20 protein-coding genes are annotated in these 22,403 nt (G+C 58.9%); 15 read left to right on the forward strand and 5 right to left on the reverse strand.

Annotation, left to right across the window (positions count from 1 at the left end):
• Positions 1-531: 531 nt before the first annotated feature.
• The 3 genes from ACA054_RS25830 (at position 532) to ACA054_RS25840 (ending at position 3,534) form a co-directional block, all read left to right on the forward strand.
• Positions 532-1,779: a ribonucleotide-diphosphate reductase subunit beta gene (locus ACA054_RS25830; protein ID WP_160389719.1), complete on the forward strand. Its 1,248-nt coding sequence runs from the start codon at positions 532-534 to the stop codon at positions 1,777-1,779.
• A 361-nt stretch (positions 1,780-2,140) separates the two neighbouring features.
• Positions 2,141-2,704: a BRO-N domain-containing protein gene (locus ACA054_RS25835; RefSeq protein ID WP_497686760.1), complete on the forward strand. Its 564-nt coding sequence runs from the start codon at positions 2,141-2,143 to the stop codon at positions 2,702-2,704.
• 116 nt (positions 2,705-2,820) lie between these two features.
• Entirely contained in the window at positions 2,821-3,534 is a 714-nt protein-coding gene (locus ACA054_RS25840; RefSeq protein WP_497686761.1) for an HNH endonuclease, read from the forward strand.
• Here the strand turns inward: ACA054_RS25840 and ACA054_RS25845 are convergent.
• The 5 genes from ACA054_RS25845 to arcD (ACA054_RS25865) all read right to left on the reverse strand — a co-directional run bounded on the left by ACA054_RS25845 (position 3,501) and on the right by arcD (ACA054_RS25865) (position 7,340).
• On the reverse strand, positions 3,501-3,764 hold the full coding sequence (locus tag ACA054_RS25845; protein ID WP_497686762.1) for a type II toxin-antitoxin system Phd/YefM family antitoxin: 264 nt from the start codon (positions 3,762-3,764) through the stop codon (positions 3,501-3,503). The genes ACA054_RS25840 and ACA054_RS25845 overlap by 34 nt on opposite strands.
• A 48-nt stretch (positions 3,765-3,812) precedes the next feature.
• Positions 3,813-4,544, reverse strand: coding sequence for a DUF6933 domain-containing protein (locus ACA054_RS25850; RefSeq protein ID WP_497686763.1), 732 nt, complete (start codon positions 4,542-4,544; stop codon positions 3,813-3,815).
• Positions 4,545-4,580: 36 nt separating this feature from the next.
• The gene (locus tag ACA054_RS25855; protein ID WP_497686764.1) at positions 4,581-4,943 is read right to left on the reverse strand and encodes a hypothetical protein; all 363 of its coding nucleotides are present in this window, start codon (positions 4,941-4,943) and stop codon (positions 4,581-4,583) included.
• 106 nt (positions 4,944-5,049) lie between these two features.
• A complete protein-coding gene (locus ACA054_RS25860) occupies positions 5,050-5,916 on the reverse strand; it encodes a DNA-3-methyladenine glycosylase family protein (protein ID WP_497686765.1) in 867 nt (288 codons plus the stop codon).
• On the reverse strand, positions 5,913-7,340 hold the full coding sequence (arcD, locus tag ACA054_RS25865) for an arginine-ornithine antiporter (RefSeq protein WP_497686766.1): 1,428 nt from the start codon (positions 7,338-7,340) through the stop codon (positions 5,913-5,915). The genes ACA054_RS25860 and arcD (ACA054_RS25865) overlap by 4 nt, the downstream gene beginning before the upstream one ends.
• A gap of 440 nt (positions 7,341-7,780) precedes the next feature.
• Here arcD (ACA054_RS25865) and arcD (ACA054_RS25870) point away from each other — a divergent pair, with 440 nt between their 5' ends.
• The 12 genes from arcD (ACA054_RS25870) to ACA054_RS25925 all read left to right on the forward strand — a co-directional run bounded on the left by arcD (ACA054_RS25870) (position 7,781) and on the right by ACA054_RS25925 (position 22,386).
• A complete protein-coding gene (arcD, locus tag ACA054_RS25870; protein WP_497686767.1) occupies positions 7,781-9,208 on the forward strand; it encodes an arginine-ornithine antiporter in 1,428 nt (475 codons plus the stop codon).
• Positions 9,209-9,241: 33 nt separating this feature from the next.
• The gene (gene arcA, locus ACA054_RS25875) at positions 9,242-10,498 is read left to right on the forward strand and encodes an arginine deiminase (protein WP_497686768.1); all 1,257 of its coding nucleotides are present in this window, start codon (positions 9,242-9,244) and stop codon (positions 10,496-10,498) included.
• A 69-nt stretch (positions 10,499-10,567) separates the two neighbouring features.
• Positions 10,568-11,578: an ornithine carbamoyltransferase gene (locus tag ACA054_RS25880; RefSeq protein WP_497686769.1), complete on the forward strand. Its 1,011-nt coding sequence runs from the start codon at positions 10,568-10,570 to the stop codon at positions 11,576-11,578.
• A gap of 151 nt (positions 11,579-11,729) precedes the next feature.
• Complete coding sequence (arcC, locus tag ACA054_RS25885) at positions 11,730-12,659, forward strand: carbamate kinase (protein ID WP_497686770.1); 930 nt, start codon at positions 11,730-11,732, stop codon at positions 12,657-12,659.
• A gap of 12 nt (positions 12,660-12,671) precedes the next feature.
• Entirely contained in the window at positions 12,672-13,034 is a 363-nt protein-coding gene (locus ACA054_RS25890) for a DUF5064 family protein (RefSeq protein WP_497686771.1), read from the forward strand.
• Positions 13,035-13,259: 225 nt separating this feature from the next.
• Entirely contained in the window at positions 13,260-14,768 is a 1,509-nt protein-coding gene (gene gcsR / locus ACA054_RS25895) for a transcriptional regulator GcsR (RefSeq protein WP_497686772.1), read from the forward strand.
• Between the two features lie 433 nt (positions 14,769-15,201).
• Positions 15,202-15,585, forward strand: coding sequence for a glycine cleavage system protein GcvH (gene gcvH / locus ACA054_RS25900; RefSeq protein WP_497686773.1), 384 nt, complete (start codon positions 15,202-15,204; stop codon positions 15,583-15,585).
• Between the two features lie 10 nt (positions 15,586-15,595).
• Complete coding sequence (gene gcvP, locus ACA054_RS25905) at positions 15,596-18,445, forward strand: aminomethyl-transferring glycine dehydrogenase (protein WP_497686774.1); 2,850 nt, start codon at positions 15,596-15,598, stop codon at positions 18,443-18,445.
• Positions 18,446-18,651: 206 nt separating this feature from the next.
• Positions 18,652-20,028, forward strand: a complete 1,377-nt coding sequence (locus tag ACA054_RS25910) for an L-serine ammonia-lyase (protein WP_497686775.1) — start codon at positions 18,652-18,654, stop codon at positions 20,026-20,028.
• Between the two features lie 36 nt (positions 20,029-20,064).
• Positions 20,065-21,189, forward strand: coding sequence for a glycine cleavage system aminomethyltransferase GcvT (gene gcvT, locus ACA054_RS25915; protein ID WP_497686776.1), 1,125 nt, complete (start codon positions 20,065-20,067; stop codon positions 21,187-21,189).
• 401 nt (positions 21,190-21,590) lie between these two features.
• Complete coding sequence (locus tag ACA054_RS25920) at positions 21,591-21,803, forward strand: cold-shock protein (RefSeq protein WP_007977299.1); 213 nt, start codon at positions 21,591-21,593, stop codon at positions 21,801-21,803.
• A 94-nt stretch (positions 21,804-21,897) separates the two neighbouring features.
• On the forward strand, positions 21,898-22,386 hold the full coding sequence (locus tag ACA054_RS25925; RefSeq protein ID WP_497686777.1) for an RDD family protein: 489 nt from the start codon (positions 21,898-21,900) through the stop codon (positions 22,384-22,386).
• Positions 22,387-22,403 lie beyond the last annotated feature (17 nt).

The raw sequence follows: 22,403 nt of genomic DNA on the forward strand, positions 1-22,403 counted from the left end.
GAATCCGCCCTGCTCAGCAGCTTGTTGAAGGTCGATTCCAGCCCGGCTAACGTCGGGCTCAGTTGTGTCTGGACTGGTTAAAAATCGCTCAGAAACACAAGATGTAGTGAAAAAGGCCCTTTTCTGCTTACTTTTTGAGCAAAACAGATTCCACGCCATTTCCACGAAAAAAAATCTTCACCCGCCAAAGCCCTGTAAACCCTCGCTCCGACCGAAAAACCCGCCCTCTCGACCGCTGCATGCGCGGATTCGCCCCACCACGACCGTGAAAATTTCCCTATAATGCGGCCTTAAACGGGCCTGCAATATCCCCTTACAGGGATGAATAGCCAGTCTGAAGCCCCGCAGCAGCATTCGATGCTGATTGCGCCCATCAGTGGCTCTCGGAACCCCGTACTAATTTATGTTTATTTGCCTGCGTAGCAACGGCGCAAAAAACGATATCCAACGCGGCCAGCACCGCCGTGTGAAAAAACCAACCGATCAATTTTCACACGGGCACACTGGCCCTCACGCAGGAGACGACACGTCATGCTGAGCTGGGACGAATTCGACAAAGAAGACACGGAAGTAGCAGTCAAGAGCGCCAACGCCGGCCACGCTACCGAAGCCAACATGGACCGTCTCGACAGCGCCGGCGGTGCCGCCGCCCTGGAAGCTCGCGCCGTGACCGCCGCTGACTCCGCCGCCGTTGCCCGCGCCAAGGCTGCCCTTGACTCCCTCGACGTCGCCGAAGGCCTCGCCGAACTCGAAGGCGCCTCCGCCCGTGTCGCTGTCGATGAAAAGCGCATGATCAACTGCCGTGCCGACCTCAACCAGCTCGTACCCTTCAAGTACGACTGGGCCTGGCAGAAGTACCTGGACGGCTGCGCAAACCACTGGATGCCGCAAGAAGTCAACATGACCGCCGACATCGCGCTCTGGAAAGACCCGGAAGGCCTGACCGACGACGAGCGCCGCATCGTGATGCGCAACCTCGGCTTCTTCTCCACCGCCGACTCCCTGGTAGCCAACAACCTGGTCCTGGCCGTATACCGCCTGATCACCAACCCGGAATGCCGCCAGTACATCCTGCGCCAGGCATTCGAAGAGGCGATCCACACCCACGCCTACCAGTACTGCATCGAATCGCTGGCCATGGATGAAGGCGAGATCTTCAACATGTACCACGAGATCCCATCGGTCGCGAAAAAAGCCACCTGGGGCCTGAAATACACCCGCTCGATCTCCGATCCGAAGTTCGAAACCGGCACCGTCGAAACCGACAAGGAATTGCTGCGCAACCTGATCGCCTACTACTGCGTCCTGGAAGGCATCTTCTTCTACTGCGGCTTCACCCAGATCCTCTCCATGGGCCGCCGCAACAAAATGACCGGCGTCGCCGAGCAGTTCCAGTACATCCTGCGCGACGAATCCATGCACCTGAACTTCGGCATCGACGTGATCAACCAGATCAAAATCGAAAACCCACACCTGTGGGACGCCGAAATGAAGGAAGAAGCTTCGCAGATGATCCTGCAAGGCACCCAACTGGAAATCGAATACGCCCGCGACACCATGCCTCGCGGCGTGCTGGGCATGAACGCGGCGATGATGGAGGACTACCTCAAGTTCATCGCTAACCGTCGCCTGTCGCAGATCGGTTTGAAGGAAGAGTACCCAGGGACGACTAACCCGTTCCCTTGGATGAGCGAGATCATGGACTTGAAGAAGGAGAAGAACTTCTTTGAGACTCGCGTAATCGAGTACCAAACCGGTGGTGCGCTTAGCTGGGACTGATTCCAGAGTTAGCCACGATTTGACGACTTGAATCGACAAATCGAAAATCTAAAAGCCCCCGATCCGTTCGGGGGCTTTTTTATGAAGTAGGAAAACTCTTACTAACCCTCTCAGTAGTTGCTAAACCTCCCACGAGAATTACAGCTGCGTCCGTATTGAAGACTGTCTCAAGTGCTTTTAAGCTCTGTTGTAGGTGCCTAAGAAACGCCCAACGTAGAAGCAATTCCCTCACACGGTACGCATGCTGGCACAAGCTATGTATGCGCAATCTTGTGTGTCAAAGGAGCTGCTGGTTGGGATTTCTTTGATCCTCTACGTCGGGTTCCGGCCCTCTCCAATTTCATACGTAGAGGTAATGGATATGCCTGCAGAAATCCCCCACCGATCAGTCATTCCTGATCCTTGCAGACCGACAGTCTTCACCCGTCATAACCTTCGACTCCATGCCCTTCTCGTGGAAAACCAAACTTGGTTCTGCGCCCGAGATATCGGTCGCTTAATGGGGGTCCATCTGAGTGATCGAATGGTCAGCAAGCTAGATAAGGATCAGCGCCGCATTTTGTGGATTGAGTATTTCAGAAATCCAGAAAAACAGATGATGCTCAGCGAGTCTGGCGTGTATGCATTGTTGGTATATCACTACGTCCCAGGGAATCGATTGTTGCGTGAGTGGCTGACTCATCAGGTCGTGCCAGCCTTACGCGACGCTGCACCCTCGGCAAATACAGAGCGACCGATGCTGAGTTTGCTGGATTGGCCGGATATGTCGTTGAGCCTACTGCACTGGCAGAATGAGGGTTGGATTCGGCTGCGAGATATGCCTTACGTTCTGCACGATCACACGCAACGGAGAGTGCCTGTCGCTAAGCCTTGGTGGCGGAGAGTCGCGCAGATATTTCAATCGTCGAAGCATTCGATGGGTTAGATGACGCGTTTGTAGGATCCACTGCAAGATCCGTCGCTACTTCTTGTAGGAAAATTCGTAGACAGCCGTAATGGCCACTCAGTATCGTCCGAGGGTTTTCAACTCTCGGCGATTTTATGAGCGTAAAGATAAAAGATAGCGACTGGAGCGTTTTTGAGATCAAGGCCGCGGTGAATGCCTATCTGAAGATGCTCGCGCTGGAGCTAAGCGGCCAGAAATTCGTGAAGACGGAAGAAAATCTTGCTCTACGCGAAACGGCCCTACCCACCCGTACCAAAGGCTCCGTCGAATTCCGGATGCAAAACATCTCTACGGTTTTGATGAAGATGGATAGGGAATTCATCAAGGGCTATAAACCTGCCAAGAATGTTGGTTCGAATGTTGAGCAGTTAATTCGAGCAGCGCTCACCGAACGAGGCGTTCGGCCTGGCGACCCTACCGCTCCGACAGCTGATGAACAAACGCTAGAGCGTCGTGCTGCTGCGCTTCAAAAGCAAAAGATCAAGGAGCCGCCAAAAGGCATTAAGAAACCGAAGCGAGCGGCAAGCTCTAGCACAGTTTATGTTCGCGATCCCGAGGTGCGAGCGTGGGTGCGAAATGAAGCCGAAGGTCATTGCGATAGCTGTGGCGAACGCGCTCCGTTTCAAAAACTTGGATTGCCTTATCTCGAGGTTCACCACGTTAAGCCCCTCGCTGAAAAAGGCTCGGATCAAGTCACCAACGCCGTAGCGCTGTGCCCGAACTGCCATCGTCGCTGCCATCATTCAAGTGATAGCGAGGAGTTCACCGCTTCCCTTTATAAGAAGGTCAGACGGTTGATTCCTGAATAATCGAGCTCAGTGTCGGGATCGCAAGTCTTGTCGAAATCCGCGAACATCCGAATTTTCCCTTTCAACCGTCCGGGCTTGCGCGCGCGAGGTGTTTCGACATGAGGTAGCAGATCCAGATAAGGCTTGCCGGCCTTGGCGATTACAACCTTGTCACCATGCCATGCACGCTCAGCAAGCTGGGAGAGTTGGGATTTTGCTTGATGCATATTTACTTGCACAAGTTCATTCATATGGCATCTCGATAGAGTTAGCTAAGCTAGCCTAAGCCGTTGTCGGACTCACCGTCTGTCAGGCAGGTCGTTCGCGAATGCCGCTGGCTCAAGCTCTTGCCGAAGCTGATCTTCCAGAGCCCATATTTCCCGCTTCACTTCCATGCGCCTATCTCGGGCGGCTTGAATGCGAGACTCATCAAGACCACCGTAACGGCGTAGCCAATGAACGATCATTTCCTCATCCGGGTAGTAATAGTCCTTGCGGCCTTTACTACTTCTCGGGGTGTCGTTCATATCACTGTCGAAGCGGCCAGCCGCGAACTCATCCGGGGGCAACGTACCCCATTCGGCGGCGCAATCCTCGAATATCCAGGCAATTTCATTGAGGTGTTTTTGCGCACCGCGATGACCGCGTTTGTAGAACACGTGCTCGCGGCAACTCTCCTTGAAACGCTCCATCATCGGCTCGTCATCGACCCAGCGAAGGATGTCGTGGTGGCCCGCATGGCGGATCAGGCCGTTTAACCAACGCTCGGCAAAACGATCGACAAAACCTTCCACATCCGCTTTTTTCGCGTCCGCGAAAATCATGCAATACCGGGTTTGCACATGGATGACGAACAGCACGTGCTTGCGTTGAACGGTAATAGCGTGGACCAGCCACTGTTCGGCCGACTCATCAGGCGCATCGTCCTCAATAATGAGCGATGGCGGTTTCTCCACCGGGGTGATTTTCTTGCCCTTGTGAACACGACTGAAAAAGTTGCTGGCGGCTTCGGTGCAATTGAAGATCAACATCCTGGTCCTCTGGTAGACGGCTGGCGATAGCGGTTGTCAGTCTTGCGGCACAATCTCATCAGCCCATTCAATCTCATAGGGCTGGCGAACCGCGTCAGCAATCTCTTCCCGTGCCGCTTCGCTGAGGACCGATAGCTCTGCATCGGTCAGCAAGTCGTGCCTGACCATCATTCTCAAAGCCATAATTGCGTTAGAGCGACTGTAAGGATCGAAAGTCCGGACGATGTCTTTATCCCGGTCGCGCATCAGTCGGTAAAGCATCCCATACCTGGCTTGAGCCGAAAGCGCACCATGTTGAGTGATGGTCTGGGCATCGGCCAACACACCCTGGCAGAAACGATCGAGCGCTAGCTTGTGCAGTTCCTTGAACTTCTTCCAGTCGCTTTCGATGATGGACATGAGCATTACCTTTGCGAAGAATTATTGCCGAAGTAAAACTCATTCTTGCTAAAAAGTCCTGTCGCATTCAGGTCATCACTGTCCATCAGGCGCCGCAATCAAACGCTTATCCGCTTTGCCGACTCCACGAAGTCCAAAGCAGCTGCGCCGCATACCCTCGATAAGGCCGCCACCCCTCAGCCCGCGCCAACAACTGCCGAGCCGTCACCGGCCCGCCCTCCAATGCCGCCAACGCATTGATCAGCCCCACATCCCCATTCGGCAACCCATCCATTTCCCGCAGCTGCCGCAGGGCGATGTATTGCGCCGTCCAGTCGCCAATGCCATACAACGCCAGCAACCGCGCCACCCCGCCGTGCCGACCGGGTTCAAACAACAGGGGATCATCGAGCACCGCCTGAGCCACGCCCGACAGCGTACGGCCTCGGCTTTTGGGCATTCCCAATGTCGCAAGGTCCGCCGCCGCCAACACTGCCGCCTCGGGAAACACATGGGTCAAGCCACCGCGCGCCGAGGTCAAGGGCGCGCCGTATTGCGCCACCAGTTTCCCGGCCAGTTTGATGGCCGCGCTCACGGTAATCTGCTGCCCCAACACCGCGCGGATCGCCAGTTCCAGACCATCCCACGTCCCCGGCACGCGTAGCCCTGGGCGCTCTGCAATCAGCCGTGCCAGCAGTGGATCAGCCGCCAGATGCCGATGAATCGTGATCAGATCGGCATCCAGATCAAACATCCGCCGCAGTCTGGCGACGATCTCTGGGACTGCATTGGTATCGGGAAAGTCCAGGGTCAGTTGCAGTGAGTCCGCCGTTGCAGGCTTGATCGACAGCGTGCCGTGTACCCCGTTCAAGCCGATGCTGCGCGAGTAGACGTCGTCGACCACTTCTTCGATTCCGGCAATCGCCCGTGCCGACAGGAACCCCATCATCGCGGGCCAGTCGTAGGGCGGCTGGAACGCCAGCAGCAACTTCACAGGCTGAGCACCCCGCTGTACAGCCCATACGCCGCCAACCCGGCAGCGCTGATGACACAGGTAAATATGCCTTTCTCGATCGTGGTAAACAGCGGCTTGCCCTGTTCATGCCTGGCCTTGGCGAACAGGATCACCCCCGGCGCATAGAGCAACGCCGAGAGCAGCAGATACTTCACGCCACCGGCATACAGCAACCACACCGCATAGCTCAGGGCGATGCCGCCGATCAGCAGGTCCTTGGTCCGTTCGGCGGACGCGTGTTCATAGGTTTCTCCGCGCCCACTTAACAACACCGCATACGCTGCCGACCACAGATAGGGCACCAGGATCATCGACGAAGCGAGGTAGATCAGGCTGGTGTAGGTGCCGGCGGAAAACAGCGTGATCAGCAAAAATAGCTGAATCATCAGGTTGGTCATCCACAGCGCATTGACCGGCACATGGTTGGCGTTTTCCTTGGTCAGGAACGCCGGCATGGTCTTGTCCCTGGCCGTGGCAAACAGAATCTCCGCGCACAGCAACGCCCAGGACAGCAAGGCACCCAGCAGTGAAATCCCCAGGCCGATACTGATCAGCAACGCGCCCCAAGGGCCGACGATATGTTCCAGCACCGATGCCAGCGACGGGTTCTGCAAGGTGGCCAGTTCCGGTTGGCTCAGGATCCCCAGCGACAGCACGTTGACCAACACCAGCAGCGCCAGCACCCCGAGAAAACCGATGACCGTGGCCCGGCCCACATCCGAACGTTTCTCCGCCCGCGCCGAGTAGACACTGGCCCCCTCGATGCCGATGAACACGAACACCGTGACCAGCATCATGCTGCGCACCTGGTCCATCACGCTGCCGAAACTCGGGTTGCTGTGCCCCCAGATGTCTCGGGTAAAGATGTCCGCTTTGAACGCCACGGCAGCGATCACGATGAACATGATCAGCGGCACGATCTTGGCCACGGTCGTCAGCAGGTTGATGAACGCTGCCTCCTTGATCCCGCGCATCACCACGAAATGCACTGTCCACAGCAGCACCGAGGCACAGGCGATGGCGATCGGTGTGTTGCCTTCGCCGAACACCGGAAAGAAAAAACCCAGGGTGCTGAACAGCAACACGAAGTAACCGACGTTGCCCAGCCAGGCGCTGATCCAGTAGCCCCAGGCCGAAGAGAATCCCATGTAGTCGCCGAATCCGGCCTTGGCGTAGGCGTACACCCCGGAGTCCAGTTCCGGCTTGCGGTTGGCCAGGGTCTGGAACACGAAGGCCAGGGTCAGCATCCCGACGGCGGTGATGGACCAGCCAATCAGGATCGCCCCCGCATCGGCCTTGGCCGCCATGTTCTGCGGCAGGGAAAAGATCCCGCCGCCAATCATCGACCCCACCACCAGGGCGATCAGTGCGCTCAGGCGAAGCTTTTGCGTCGATTGCGACATGGCGTCTCCAGTTACCTAGGGGCGGCAGTCGCCGCGAGAACGTCACTAAACCTGTGTTAACTAAATGGATGAAGCGTAATGACGTTTATTGGATAACGCCAACAAACGTCCTTTTAATTGCCAGATATGTCGGAACAGCCATCGATATAATCATTCGCTTTATACAAGTTAATCTATAAGCCATATCTGTTCTGATTCACCATGGAGAAAATTTGCGTATTGAAAAAAACGAACTAGTTTGATAATTCGCAAGAATGCGAAAAAATTTCAACAAAAGTTCAACGAAGCCTCTGGAACAAGCCTTACAGGCAGTATCCGTGCACGAACTAATCTTTCAGTTATTAACGATGGAATGTAGACCTGCGTTGATCTAAGTCAGTCGACTGGATGGCTGGCGGACTTAGTCTGCTATCTCACCTCTCCTGCAATGGAGTCATGCAATGTCTGAAGCACCCGGAAAACTGAAACTCGGCGCACTGGTTGCCTTGGTCGTCGGTTCGATGATTGGTGGCGGTATCTTTTCCCTGCCGCAGAACATGGCGGCCAGTGCGGACGTCGGCGCCATTCTGATTGGCTGGGCGATCACCGCTATCGGCATGCTCACCCTCGCTTTTGTCTTCCAGACCCTGGCCAACCGCAAGCCTGACCTGGACGGCGGGGTCTACGCCTACGCCAAGGCCGGTTTCGGCGACTACATGGGTTTCTCTTCAGCCTGGGGTTACTGGATCAGTGCCTGGCTGGGCAACGTCGGTTACTTCGTGCTGTTGTTCAGCACCCTGGGCTACTTCTTCCCGGTTTTTGGCGAGGGCAATACCGTAGCCGCCGTGATCGGCGCGTCCGTGTTGCTGTGGGCCGTGCATTTGCTGGTGTTGCGGGGGATCAAGGAAGCGGCGTTCATCAACCTGGTCACCACGGTCGCCAAAATCGTACCGCTGATACTCTTTGTGCTGATTGCGATTTTCGCCTTCAAACTGGAGATCTTCACCGCCGACATCTGGGGCCTGAAGAACCCGGACCTGGGCAGCGTGATGAACCAGGTGCGCAACATGATGCTGGTCACCGTATGGGTGTTCATCGGCATCGAAGGCGCGAGTATTTTCTCGGCGCGTGCCGAAAAACGCAGTGATGTGGGTAAAGCCACGGTGATCGGTTTTATCAGCGTGCTGCTGATCCTGGTGCTGGTGAACGTGCTGTCGCTGGGCATCATGACCCAGCCGGAACTGGCCAAGCTGCAGAACCCGTCGATGGCCGCCGTGCTGGAACACGTAGTGGGTCAGTGGGGGGCGGTGCTGATCAGCGTCGGCCTGATTATCTCTTTGCTCGGAGCGCTGTTGTCGTGGGTGCTGCTGTGCGCGGAGATCATGTTCGCCGCCGCCAAGGACCACACCATGCCAGCGTTCCTGCGCAAGGAAAACGCCAACCAGGTACCGGTCAACGCGCTGTGGCTGACCAATGCCATGGTCCAGATATTCCTGGTTATCACGCTGTTTTCGGCCAGCACCTACCTGTCGCTGATCTACCTCGCCACCTCGATGATTCTGGTGCCGTACCTGTGGTCGGCGGCCTACGCCCTGCTGTTGGCCGTGCGCGGCGAAACCTACGAAGGCGCGGCGGGCGAGCGCCAGAAGGACCTGCTCATTGGCGCCGTGGCCCTGATCTACGCGGTCTGGCTGCTGTACGCCGGTGGCATCAAATACCTGCTGCTCTCGGCCCTGCTCTATGCCCCCGGCGTGATCTTGTTCGCCAAAGCCAAGCTGGAACTCAAAAAACCGGTTTTCACCAACGTCGAGAAGCTGATCTTCGCTTTGGTGGTCGTCGGCGCCCTGGTGGCGGCCTACGGTCTCTACGACGGCTTCCTGACCCTGTAACACGATTGTTTTGCCATCTGGAGGTTCACTGAAATGACCACGGAAAAAGTTAAGTACGGCGTCCATTCCGAAGCCGGCAAACTGCGCAAAGTCATGGTTTGCTCCCCCGGCCTGGCCCATCAGCGGCTGACCCCGAACAACTGCGACGAACTGCTTTTCGATGATGTGCTGTGGGTAGCCCAGGCCAAGCGCGACCATTTCGATTTCGTCACCAAAATGCGCGAACGCAATGTCGATGTGCTGGAAATGCACAACCTGCTGACCGACATTGTTGCCATCCCCGAAGCCCTGGACTGGATTCTTGAACGCAAGATCACCGCCGATTCGGTGGGCTTGGGCCTGATCAATGAAACCGGCTCGTGGCTGCGCAGCCTGGAGCCGCGCAAGATCGCCGAGTTCCTGATTGGTGGTGTCTCAGCCGATGACCTGCCGGACAGTTTCGGCGGCAAGACGATTCAGATGTTCCGCGAATTCCTCGGCCACTCCAGCTTCATTCTGCCGCCACTGCCCAACACCCAATTCACCCGCGACACCACGTGCTGGATCTACGGCGGCGTCACCCTCAACCCGATGTACTGGCCGGCGCGTCGCCAGGAAACCCTGCTGACCACGGCCATCTACAAGTTCCATCCGCAATTCACCAACGCTGATTTCCAGATCTGGTACGGCGACCCGGACAAGGACCACGGTAGCTCCACCCTTGAAGGCGGCGACGTGATGCCGATCGGCAACGGCGTGGTGTTGATCGGCATGGGCGAACGTTCTTCCCGCCAGGCCATCGGCCAACTGGCGGTCAATCTGTTCAAGAACAAGGCCGTGGAAAAAGTCATTGTCGCCGGCCTGCCGAAATCCCGCGCAGCGATGCACCTGGACACCGTGTTCAGCTTCTGCGACCGCGACGTGGTGACCATCTTCCCGGAAGTGGTGAACCAGATCGTCGCCTTCACCCTGCGCCCCGATGAAAGCAAACCGGGTGGCATCGATATCCGCCGCGAAGAAACCAACTTCCTCGACACCGTGGCCCAGGCCCTCAACCTCAAGGCCCTGCGCGTCGTCGAAACCGGCGGCAACAGTTTCGCCGCCGAACGCGAGCAATGGGACGACGGCAACAACGTGGTCGCCGTGGAGCCTGGCGTGGTCATCGGCTACGACCGCAACACCTACACCAACACCCTGCTGCGCAAGGCCGGGGTAGAGGTCATCACCATCAGCGCCGGCGAACTCGGACGCGGTCGCGGCGGTGGCCACTGCATGACCTGCCCGATCATCCGCGATCCGATCGACTACTAACCTATCAGCCTTGGCCCGCACCGACCGAGTGCGGGCCAACGGGATAACCGACACCTTAGGAGATCCAAAATGGCGTTCAATATCCATAACCGCAATCTGCTGAGCCTGGAACACCACACCCCTCGCGAATTGCGCTACCTGCTCGACCTGTCCCGCGATCTCAAGCGTGCCAAATACACCGGCACCGAACAGCAACACCTCAAGGGCAACAACATCGCGCTGATCTTCGAAAAAACCTCGACCCGCACCCGTTGCGCATTCGAAGTCGCCGCCTATGACCAGGGCGCCAACGTCACTTACATCGACCCGAACTCCTCGCAGATCGGCCACAAGGAAAGCATGAAGGACACCGCCCGCGTGCTCGGGCGCATGTACGACGCCATCGAGTACCGTGGCTTCAAACAGGAAATCGTCGAGGAGCTGGCCAAGTTTGCCGGCGTGCCGGTGTTCAACGGCCTGACCGATGAATATCACCCGACGCAAATGATCGCCGACGTGCTGACCATGCGTGAACATGCCGACAAGCCGATTCACGAAATCAGCTACGCCTACCTTGGGGATGCGCGTAACAACATGGGCAATTCGCTGCTGCTGATCGGCGCCAAACTGGGCATGGACGTGCGCATCTGCGCGCCGAAAGCCCTGTGGCCGGCGGACGACCTGGTGGCCCGATGCAAAAAATACGGTGAAGAAAGCGGTGCTCGCATCACCCTCACCGAAGACCCGAAAGCCGCGGTCAAGGGCGTGGACTTCATCCACACCGACGTCTGGGTCTCCATGGGCGAACCGGTCGAAGCCTGGGCCGAGCGCATCCAGCAACTGCTGCCGTATCAGGTGAATGCCGAACTGATGAAAGCCACCGGCAACCCGCGCACCAAGTTCATGCACTGCCTGCCGGCCTTCCACAACAGCGACACCAAGATCGGCAAACAGATTGCCGAGCAGTACCCGAACCTGAAGAACGGCATCGAAGTGACCGATGACGTGTTTGAGTCGCCGGCCTGTATCGCCTTCGAGCAAGCGGAGAATCGCATGCACACGATCAAGGCGATTCTGGTGTCGACGCTGGCGGATCTCTGAAGACCCACCCGGTCAATGTGGGAGCGAGCCTGCTCGCGAAAGCGGTCTGACATTCAGCATTGATGTTGACTGACACGACGCCTTCGCAAGCAGGCTCGCTCCCACAAGGGATCGAGTCGCTTGTGACTAATCTTTTAGAAGGACATGCACCATGCGTATCGTCGTTGCTCTGGGCGGTAACGCCCTGCTCCGCCGGGGTGAACCCATGACCGCGGACAACCAGCGCGCCAATATCCGGATCGCCACCGAGCAGATCGCCAAGATCCATCCCGGCAACCAGTTGGTCATCGCCCACGGCAATGGTCCGCAGGTCGGCCTGCTGTCGTTGCAGGCGGCCGCCTACACCTCGGTGTCGCCTTACCCGCTGGACGTACTCGGCGCCGAAACCGAAGGCATGATCGGCTACATCATCGAACAGGAACTGGGCAATCTGCTGGACTTCGAGGTGCCGTTCGCCACCTTGCTGACCCAGGTCGAAGTCGATGCCAACGACCCGGCCTTCCAGAACCCCACCAAACCCATCGGTCCGGTGTACACCAAAGCCGAGGCAGAAAAGCTCGCTGCCGAAAAAGGCTGGGCCATTGCCCCCGATGGCGACAAATACCGCCGTGTGGTCGCCAGCCCCAAACCCAAGCGCATCTTCGAAATCCGCCCGATCAAATGGTTGCTGGAAAAAAACAGCATCGTGATCTGCGCCGGCGGTGGCGGCATCCCGACCATGTACACCGCACCCGGCAAGCTGGAAGGCGTCGAAGCGGTGATCGACAAAGACCTGTGCTCGGCGCTGCTGGCCGAACAGCTGGAAGCCGATCTGCTGGTGATTGCCACCGACGTCAACGCCGCGTTTATCGACTTCGGCAAACCGACCCAGAAAAGTATCGCCCAGGCGCACCCCGACGAAATGGAAAAACTCGGCTTCGCTGCCGGCTCCATGGGACCGAAGGTGCAGGCAGCCTGCGAGTTCGCGCGCCATACTGGAAAGGTCGCGGTGATCGGCTCACTCGCGGACATCGAAGCGATCGTCCAGGGCAAGGCCGGCACCCGCATCAGCACGGCGACACCTGGCATTACCTACTCGTAAGGAGAGACGCCCATGGCACAGTTTGAGCCAGGTCACTTGCACATCGAGCGTCATGCGCTGACACCGGACGATGTCAGCTACAACGTGCACCTCGACTATGAAGTCAGCAAGAATGACAAAGGTGAAAAGGGCATCCAGTTCACCATGCATGGCAGCATTCAGGGCAAGGAGATGTCAGAGCCCTTCTTCCTGCTCAAGGAGGATGCCTACAACTTCGCCAGGGATGTGACGAGAATTGCCGAGAAGTACGGAATTCCGAAAACACATAGCCAGATCGGCTCGATCCACAAGCATTACGATTTGATGTTTGAAGACATCCGGCAGCAGTTGAATATGAAATCCGGCGATCCGGTAAACCCCGAGCACTTCGAATAACCCGAACACACATTCTGTGATCAACCACAAACTACTGTGGGAGCGAGCCTGCTCGCGAAAGCGGTGTGTCAGTTGCCATCCACGTTGCCTGACACGACGCCTTCGCGAGCAGGCTCGCTCCCACAAGGGGTCATCGCCGCGTTGAAATCCCGCGCAGGATTTCACCATTAGCCCGCCCCAAGGCATACTTGCCACCCTCCGCATTCCAGAACCCAAAACCGCACCATGCGTATCCACGTCAGCTTCATCGATCGCGTCGGCATCACCCAGGAAGTCCTGGCCTTGCTCGGTGGACGTAACCTCAATCTGGATGCGGTGGAAATGGTTCCGCCCAACGTCTATATCGACGCGCCGACACTTCGCCCGGAAGTGCTCGAAGAGTTGCGCGATGCGCTGCTGAGCGTGCGTGGCGTGCAGGCGATGACAGTGGTCGACATTCTTCCAGGCCAGCGTCGGCACTTGCAGCTTGATGCGTTGCTCGCGGCGATGACCGACCCGGTGCTGGCGCTGGACAGCGCCGGCAAGGTGTTGCTGGCCAATCCGGCGTTGATTGATTTGTACGGTCGCGAGCCGGCCGGAGAAAGTGTCGCCGACCTGTTTGCCGACCCGGCGCTGCTCGGTGCGTTGCTCGAACACGGTTTTCGCCTGCCGCTGCGGGAAATTACCGTCAACGGCCAGACATTGTTGCTGGACGCCACACCGATCACCGACGCCGGCGCCCTGTTGACCCTGTATCAACCGAACCGTATCGGCGAACGACTCTCTGCACTGCACCATGATCACGCCGAAGGCTTCGATGCACTGCTAGGCGAATCGCCGGTGATTCGCACGCTCAAAGTCCGCGCGCAACGGGTCGCGGCACTCGATGCACCGCTGTTGATCCAAGGCGAGACCGGCACCGGCAAGGAACTGGTGGCCCGGGCTTGCCACGCGATCAGTGCGCGACACAATTCACCGTTTCTGGCGTTGAACTGCGCAGCATTGCCGGAGAACCTCGCCGAAAGCGAACTGTTCGGCTACGCCCCCGGCGCCTTCACCGGCGCGCAACGGGGCGGCAAGCCGGGGCTGATGGAACTGGCCAACCAGGGCACGGTTTTTCTCGACGAAATCGGCGAGATGTCACCGTACTTGCAGGCCAAGTTGCTGCGCTTCCTCAACGATGGCAGCTTCCGTCGGGTCGGCGGTGATCGCGAGGTCAAGGTCAACGTGCGGATCCTCAGCGCAACCCACCGCGACCTGGAAAAAATGGTCAGCGAAGGTTTGTTCCGCGAAGACCTGTTTTACCGGCTCAACGTGCTCAATGTCGAAGTCCCGCCCCTGCGCGAACGCGGACAGGACATCCTGCTCTTGGCCCGCTATTTCATGCAGCAGGCCTGCGCACAGATCCAGCGCCCGGTCTGTCGCCTGGCGCCGGGTACTTACCCGGCGTTGCTGGGCAACCGCTGGCCGGGCAACGTGCGGCAACTGCAAAACGTGATCTTCCGTGCAGCGGCCATTTGCGAAAGCAGTCTGGTGGACATTGGCGACCTCGACATCGCCGGCACCTCGGTGGCACGCCAAGGCGATCACGATGTCGACAGCCTGGAGCAAGCCATGGATGAATTCGAGAAAACCCTGCTGGAAAAGCTCTACGTGAGCTACCCCTCGACCCGCCAACTGGCCAGCCGCCTGCAAACCTCGCACACGGCGATTGCCCATCGGTTGCGCAAGTACGGGATTCCCAACAAAGCCTGAGGTGCTGATTGATCGTTCCCATGCTCCGCGTGGGAATGCAGCCCGGGACGCTCTGCGTCCCAAAGCGTGACGCAGAGCGTCACAAGAGGCATTCCCACGCAGAGCATGGGAACGATCAAGTTGGTCCTGATATCGCATCAAAAGCGACCTCTACCTGTACTGAAAGCGCTACAGCGGAACGATATCGCTACACCCCTCTTCAACTAGCCCTGCGCAAGGCTTTGATCCACTTCAGCTTTTTTCTCCTGCTGCCGCTGTAGCGATTTCGCTACAGGCTGCCCTTTTCGTCGAACCACAAATCAACATAACTTATTGATTTATAACAATAAAAAAACATTGGCAGCGTTCTTGCTTAGTAACCCCTCATAAATCAGGGCATTGCCCAAGCATTCAATCGCGTCCACCAGACGAGTCTGGCCCCCTAGGAGTTTCCATGAGCGAGTTGCGTTTTACTGAAGATCACGAATGGCTGCGCACCGAAGCTGACGGTAGCGTCACAGTCGGTATCACCGCTTTCGCACAGAACGCACTGGGCGACGTGGTTTTCGTACAACTGCCAGAGCTGCAGTCCTACGACAAAGGCGCTGAAGCAGCCACCGTGGAATCGGTAAAAGCCGCCAGCGGTGTGTACATGCCACTGGACGGAGAAGTACTGGAAGTGAACCCGGCGCTGGATGGCAGCCCTGAATTGGTCAACGAAGATCCGCTGGGCGAAGGCTGGTTCTTCCGTTTCCAGCCAAGCGACGCTTCGGCGGTCGCCAAACTGCTGGATCAGGACGCGTACGACCGTCTGATCAAAGCCCAAGCCGAAGCCTGAGGAGCCCGCCATGACTATCAATCTCAGCACCGCCAACGAATTCATCGCCCGTCACATTGGCCCCCGCGCCGGTGACGAGCAAGCCATGCTCAACACCCTCGGTTTCGACTCCCTCGAAGCCCTGAGCGCCAGCGTCATTCCCGACAGCATCAAGGGCACCAGCGTGCTCGGCCTGGAAGACGGTTTGAGCGAAGCCGACGCTCTGGCGATGATCAAAGGCATCGCCGGCAAGAACCAGCTGTTCAAGACCTTCATCGGCCAGGGCTACTACGGCACCCACACGCCGTCGCCGATCCTGCGTAACCTGCTGGAAAACCCGGCCTGGTACACCGCCTACACCCCGTACCAGCCGGAAATTTCCCAGGGCCGTCTCGAAGCGCTGCTGAACTTCCAGACCCTGATCAGCGACCTCACCGGCCTGCCGATCGCTAACGCCTCGCTGCTCGACGAAGCCACCGCCGCCGCCGAAGCCATGACCTTCTGCAAGCGCCTGAGCAAGAACAAGGGCAGCCACCAGTTCTTCGCTTCCGTGCATTGCCACCCGCAAACCCTCGACGTGCTGCGCACCCGTGCCGAGCCGCTGGGCATCGAGGTGGTGGTCGGTGACGAGCGCGAATTGAGCGACGTGACGCCGTTCTTTGGCGCCCTGCTGCAATACCCGGCGAGCAACGGTGACGTGTTCGACTACCATGCCCTGACCGAACGCTTGCACGCCGCCAACGCCCTGGTGGCGGTGGCCGCCGACCTGCTGGCCCTGACCCTGCTGACCCCGCCGGGCGAGTTCGGCGCCGACGTGGCCATCGGTAGCGCGCAACGCTTCGGCGTGCCGCTGGGCTTCGGTGGCCCGCACGCGGCGTACTTCTCCACCAAGGACGCGTTCAAGCGCGACATGCCGGGCCGTCTGGTCGGTGTCTCCGTCGACCGTTTCGGCAAGCCGGCCCTGCGCCTGGCGATGCAAACCCGCGAGCAACACATCCGCCGCGAGAAGGCCACCAGCAACATCTGCACCGCGCAGGTTTTGCTGGCCAACATCGCCAGCATGTACGCCGTGTACCACGGTCCGAAAGGCCTGACGCAGATCGCCCAGCGCGTGCATCAGCTGACCGCGATCCTGGCCAAGGGCTTGAGCGCACTGGGTCTGAGCGTCGAGCAGGAAAACTTCTTCGACACGCTGACGATCAAAACTGGCGCGCAAACCGCTGCGTTGCACGAGCAGGCCCGCGCCCGTCAGATCAACCTGCGCGTGGTCGATGCCGAACGCCTGGGCCTGTCCCTCGACGAAACCAGCACCCAGGCTGACGTCGAAACCCTGTGGGCGCTGTTCGCCGCTGGCCAGACCCTGCCGGACTTCACCGCCCTCGCCGCGTCGACTCAAGCGACTATCCCGGCCGCCCTGCTGCGCCAATCGCCGATCCTCAGCCACCCGGTGTTCAACCGCTACCACTCGGAAACCGAGCTGATGCGCTACCTGCGCAAGCTGGCGGACAAGGACCTGGCGCTGGACCGCACTATGATCCCGCTGGGCTCGTGCACCATGAAACTCAACGCCGCCAGCGAAATGATCCCGGTGACCTGGGCCGAATTCGGCGCCCTGCACCCGTTCGCCCCGGCCGAACAAAGCGCCGGTTACCAGCAACTGACCGATGAACTGGAAGCGATGCTCTGCGCCGCTACCGGCTACGACTCGATCTCGCTGCAACCGAACGCCGGTTCGCAGGGTGAATACGCCGGCCTGCTGGCCATTCGCGCCTACCACCAGAGCCGTGGCGAAGACCGTCGCGACATCTGCCTGATCCCGTCCTCGGCCCACGGCACCAACCCGGCCACGGCACAAATGGCCGGCATGCGCGTGGTGGTCACCGCCTGCGACGCCCGCGGTAACGTCGACATCGAAGACCTGCGGGCCAAGGCCATCGAGCACCGCGAGCACCTCGCGGCCTTGATGATCACCTACCCGTCGACCCACGGCGTGTTCGAGGAAGGCATCCGCGAAATCTGCGGCATCATCCATGACCACGGCGGCCAGGTGTACATCGACGGCGCCAACATGAACGCCATGGTCGGCCTCTGCGCCCCGGGCAAGTTCGGCGGCGACGTCTCGCACCTGAACCTGCACAAGACCTTCTGCATCCCCCACGGCGGTGGCGGCCCGGGCGTCGGCCCGATCGGCGTCAAGTCGCACCTGGCGCCGTTCCTGCCGGGCCACGCGCACATGGCACGCAAGGAAGGCGCGGTGTGTGCCGCACCGTTCGGCAGCGCGAGCATTCTGCCGATCACCTGGATGTACATCCGCATGATGGGCGGCGCCGGTCTGAAGCGTGCGTCGCAACTGGCGATCCTCAACGCCAACTACATTTCCCGCCGCCTCGAAGAGCACTATCCCGTGCTGTACACCGGCAGCAACGGCCTGGTGGCCCACGAGTGCATCCTCGACCTGCGTCCGCTCAAAGACAGCAGCGGCATCAGCGTCGATGACGTGGCCAAGCGCCTGATCGACTTCGGCTTCCACGCCCCGACCATGTCCTTCCCGGTGGCCGGCACCTTGATGATCGAGCCGACCGAAAGCGAATCCAGGGAAGAACTGGACCGCTTCTGCGACGCCATGATCCGCATCCGCGAAGAAATCCGCGCGGTGGAAAACGGCACCCTGGACAAGGACGACAACCCACTGAAAAACGCCCCGCACACCGCGGCGGAGCTGGTCGGCGAGTGGTCGCATCCGTACAGCCGTGAGCAGGCGGTGTATCCGGTTGCCTCGTTGATCGAAGGCAAGTACTGGCCGCCGGTCGGTCGTGTCGACAACGTCTTCGGTGATCGCAACCTGGTCTGCGCCTGCCCGTCGATCGAAAGCTACGCTTAAACGAATGAAGGGGCGGATTTATCCGCCCCCAATTTCAAGAACAGCGCATATCCCCCTGTGGGAGCGAGCCTGCTCGCGAAAGCGGTATGTCAGGCAACATCGATGGTGACTGACCCACCGCTTTCGCGAGCAGGCTCGCTCCCACAGGTGATCTGCACCTGATATCAGATTCCGCCATTCCTATAACAAGAAACCGGAGAACAACCATGTCGTTAAGCGTGTTCGACCTGTTCAAGATTGGCATCGGCCCCTCCAGCTCCCACACCGTCGGCCCGATGCGCGCTGCTGCACGTTTCGCCGAAGGTTTGCGCCGTGAAGGGCTGTTGGCTGCAACCACCTGCGTCAAAGTCGAGCTGTACGGCTCACTCGGCGCCACCGGTAAAGGCCACGGCAGCGACAAGGCTGTGTTGCTCGGCCTGGAAGGCGAACACCCGGATACCGTGGATACCGAAACCGTCGCCGCCCGTCTGCAAGAGATTCGCGGCAATGGTCGTTTGAACCTGCTCGGCGAACACAGCATTGCGTTCAATGAGAAAGAACACCTGGCGATGATTCGCAAACCCTTGGCCTATCACCCCAACGGCATGATTTTCCGCGCCTTCGACGCAGCGGGCTTGCAGATCCGCAGCCGCGAGTACTACTCGGTCGGCGGTGGTTTTGTCGTCGATGAAGACGCCGCCGGCGCCGACCGCATCGTCGAAGACGCCACCCCCCTGACCTTCCCGTTCAAAAGCGCCAAGGACCTGCTTGCTCACTGCGCCACCTACGGCCTGTCCATCAGCCAGCTGATGCTGACCAACGAAAGCGCCTGGCGCCCGGAAGCGGAAACCCGCGCCGGCCTGCTGAAAATCTGGCAAGTGATGCAGGACTGCGTCGCCGCCGGTTGCCGTAACGAAGGCATCCTGCCGGGCGGCCTGAAGGTCAAGCGCCGGGCAGCAGCGCTGCATCGGCAATTGTGCAAGAACCCCGAATCGGCACTGCGCGATCCACTGTCGGTATTGGACTGGGTCAACCTGTACGCCCTGGCGGTCAACGAAGAAAACGCCAATGGCGGACGCGTGGTTACAGCCCCGACCAACGGCGCGGCCGGGATCATCCCGGCGGTACTGCATTACTACATGCGCTTCATCCCCGGCGCGAACGATGACGGCGTGGTGCGCTTTCTGCTGACCGCCGCGGCCATCGGCATTCTGTACAAGGAAAACGCCTCGATCTCGGGCGCCGAAGTCGGCTGCCAGGGCGAAGTCGGCGTGGCCTGCTCCATGGCGGCGGGCGCCCTGTGCGAGGTGCTTGGCGGCACCGTGCAGCAAGTGGAAAACGCCGCGGAAATCGGCATGGAACACAACCTCGGGCTGACCTGCGACCCGATCGGCGGGCTGGTGCAAGTGCCTTGCATCGAACGCAATGCCATGGGTTCAGTCAAGGCCATCAATGCCGTGCGCATGGCCATGCGCGGCGACGGACAGCACTTCGTGTCCCTCGACAAGGTCATCCGCACCATGCGCCAGACCGGCGCCGACATGAAAAGCAAATACAAGGAAACCGCCCGTGGCGGTTTGGCGGTCAACATTATTGAGTGCTGATGCGCGCTCATCTTCACACTTCTCCAGGAGCTGAATATGTCCACCGAACAACTGTTGAAAACGCCGTTGCACGCCCTGCACATCGAATTGGGCGCGCGCATGGTGCCGTTCGCCGGCTATGACATGCCGGTGCAGTACCCGCTGGGTGTGATGAAAGAACACCAGCACACCCGCGAGCAGGCCGGCCTGTTCGACGTCTCGCACATGGGTCAGATCCGCCTGACCGGCGCCAATGCCGCCAAGGCCCTGGAAACCCTGGTGCCAGTGGACATCGTCGACTTGCCGGTCGGCATGCAGCGCTACGCGATGTTCACCAACGAGACCGGTGGCATCCTCGACGACCTGATGGTCGCCAACCTGGGTAACGACGAACTGTTCCTGGTGGTCAATGCCGCCTGCAAGGACCAGGACCTGGCCCACCTGCGCAATCACATCGGCGATCAATGCACCATCGAGCCGCTGTTCGAAGAACGCGCCCTCCTCGCCCTGCAAGGGCCGGCTGCAGTGACCGTGCTGGCACGTCTGGCGCCAGAAGTGGCAAAGATGACCTTCATGCAGTTCGCCCGCGTGAAACTGCTGGGCGTGGACTGCTTTGTCAGCCGCTCGGGTTACACCGGTGAAGACGGTTACGAAATCTCGGTACCGTCCGACAGCGCCGAAGCCCTGGCCCGGGCCCTGCTGGCCGAGCCTGAAGTGGCGGCCATCGGCCTCGGCGCACGCGATTCGCTGCGCCTGGAAGCCGGCCTGTGCCTGTACGGCCATGACATGAACACTGACACCACCCCGATCGAAGCCAGCCTGTTGTGGGCCATCTCCAAGCCGCGTCGTGCCGATGGTGCGCGCGCCGGCGGCTTCCCTGGCGCAGAAAGCGTATTCGCCCAACAACAAGCCGGTGTTACCCGCAAGCGCGTTGGCCTGCTACCGCAGGAACGCACCCCGGTGCGCGAAGGTGCCGAAATCGTCAACGAAGCCGGCGAGATCATCGGCAGCGTTTGCAGCGGCGGCTTTGGACCGACCCTGGGTGGCCCTTTGGCCATGGGTTACCTGGACAGCGCCTACATCGCCCTCGATACGCCGGTATGGGCAATTGTGCGTGGGAAAAAGGTAGCGTTGCTTGTAAGCAAAATGCCATTTGTTCCACAACGCTACTATCGCGGCTGATTGACTGTTCCTATAAGTAACGCGGTTGCGCTTACACTGCACTAATGTGTAACGCAACCGCCATAAAATAGTGCATCGTTTGGCTCTAAGCTTCGATTATGAACTTTGCTTATAACGATCGAAAACAATTGAACACCGCCAGCGCATAAGCCCGTGCTAGTTGTCGGGTGTGCCAGCAACCTGAGCAAATCCGGGCCTCTCACAGGGCTTGTTTTTTCTCCCGTAGTTGGCGTAGAGTTTGTTCACTGTGTTTGCATGGGTCGCTTGGAATCGTGACCTGGGCAGTAGCCTACAAGTTAGCTACATCCCGTTCGACGTCTTCTTACTCTCCTGCAACCAGCCCCAGTACTCTTTCATGAGAAGGAGACTGTCATTAATTTTTGCGTCAAAGGAAATAAGAAATGTCCCAACGTCAGAGCGGTACCGTCAAGTGGTTTAACGACGAGAAAGGTTTTGGTTTTATCACGCCTGAAAGCGGTCCGGATCTGTTCGTGCATTTCCGCGCCATCCAGGGCAACGGCTTCAAGAGCCTGAAAGAAGGCCAGAAAGTGACTTTCATCGCCGTGCAGGGCCAGAAAGGCATGCAGGCTGACGAAGTACAAGCAGAAGCATAATCTTCTGTAACGAAAAAGCCCCTGATGCTGACATCAGGGGCTTTTTTGTGTGCGTAAATCCGTAAAATGGCTTCTTTTGCGTCCAGAGGCTGCCATGTCGAAACACCCGCTCAAACCCCAGGGCGATTTCCCCGCCGTCGGCCTGGGTCGTCGCCTGGCAGCGATGTTCTATGACTTCCTGCTGTGCACAGCCCTGCTGATCGTCACCAGCGGCGTCTACAAGATGATCCAGATGGCGATCATCGGCGAAGAGAAAATGCGCACCCTCACCGAAGCTGGCGCGCTCGACGGCGATCCACTGCTTTCAACGGTGCTGCTGTTCGTACTATTCGGTTTCTTTGCCAAGTTCTGGACTTACTCAGGCCAGACCCTGGGTATGCAGGTCTGGGGCGTGCGCGTGCAGAATGCCGATGGCTCGTCCATCAGCCTATGGCAGGCGCTGCTGCGGTTTGTAGTGTCGATCGCATCGTTGCTGTGCGTGGGCTTGGGGTTCTTCTGGTCGCTGTTTGACGAGCAGAAACGCAGCTGGCATGACATGTATTCCAATACCCAGCTGGTGCGGATCCCGAAGAAGACCAAGTAACCCCGGTAAGCACAAAC

It is taken from the genome of Pseudomonas sp. LBUM1653 (assembly GCF_059716115.1).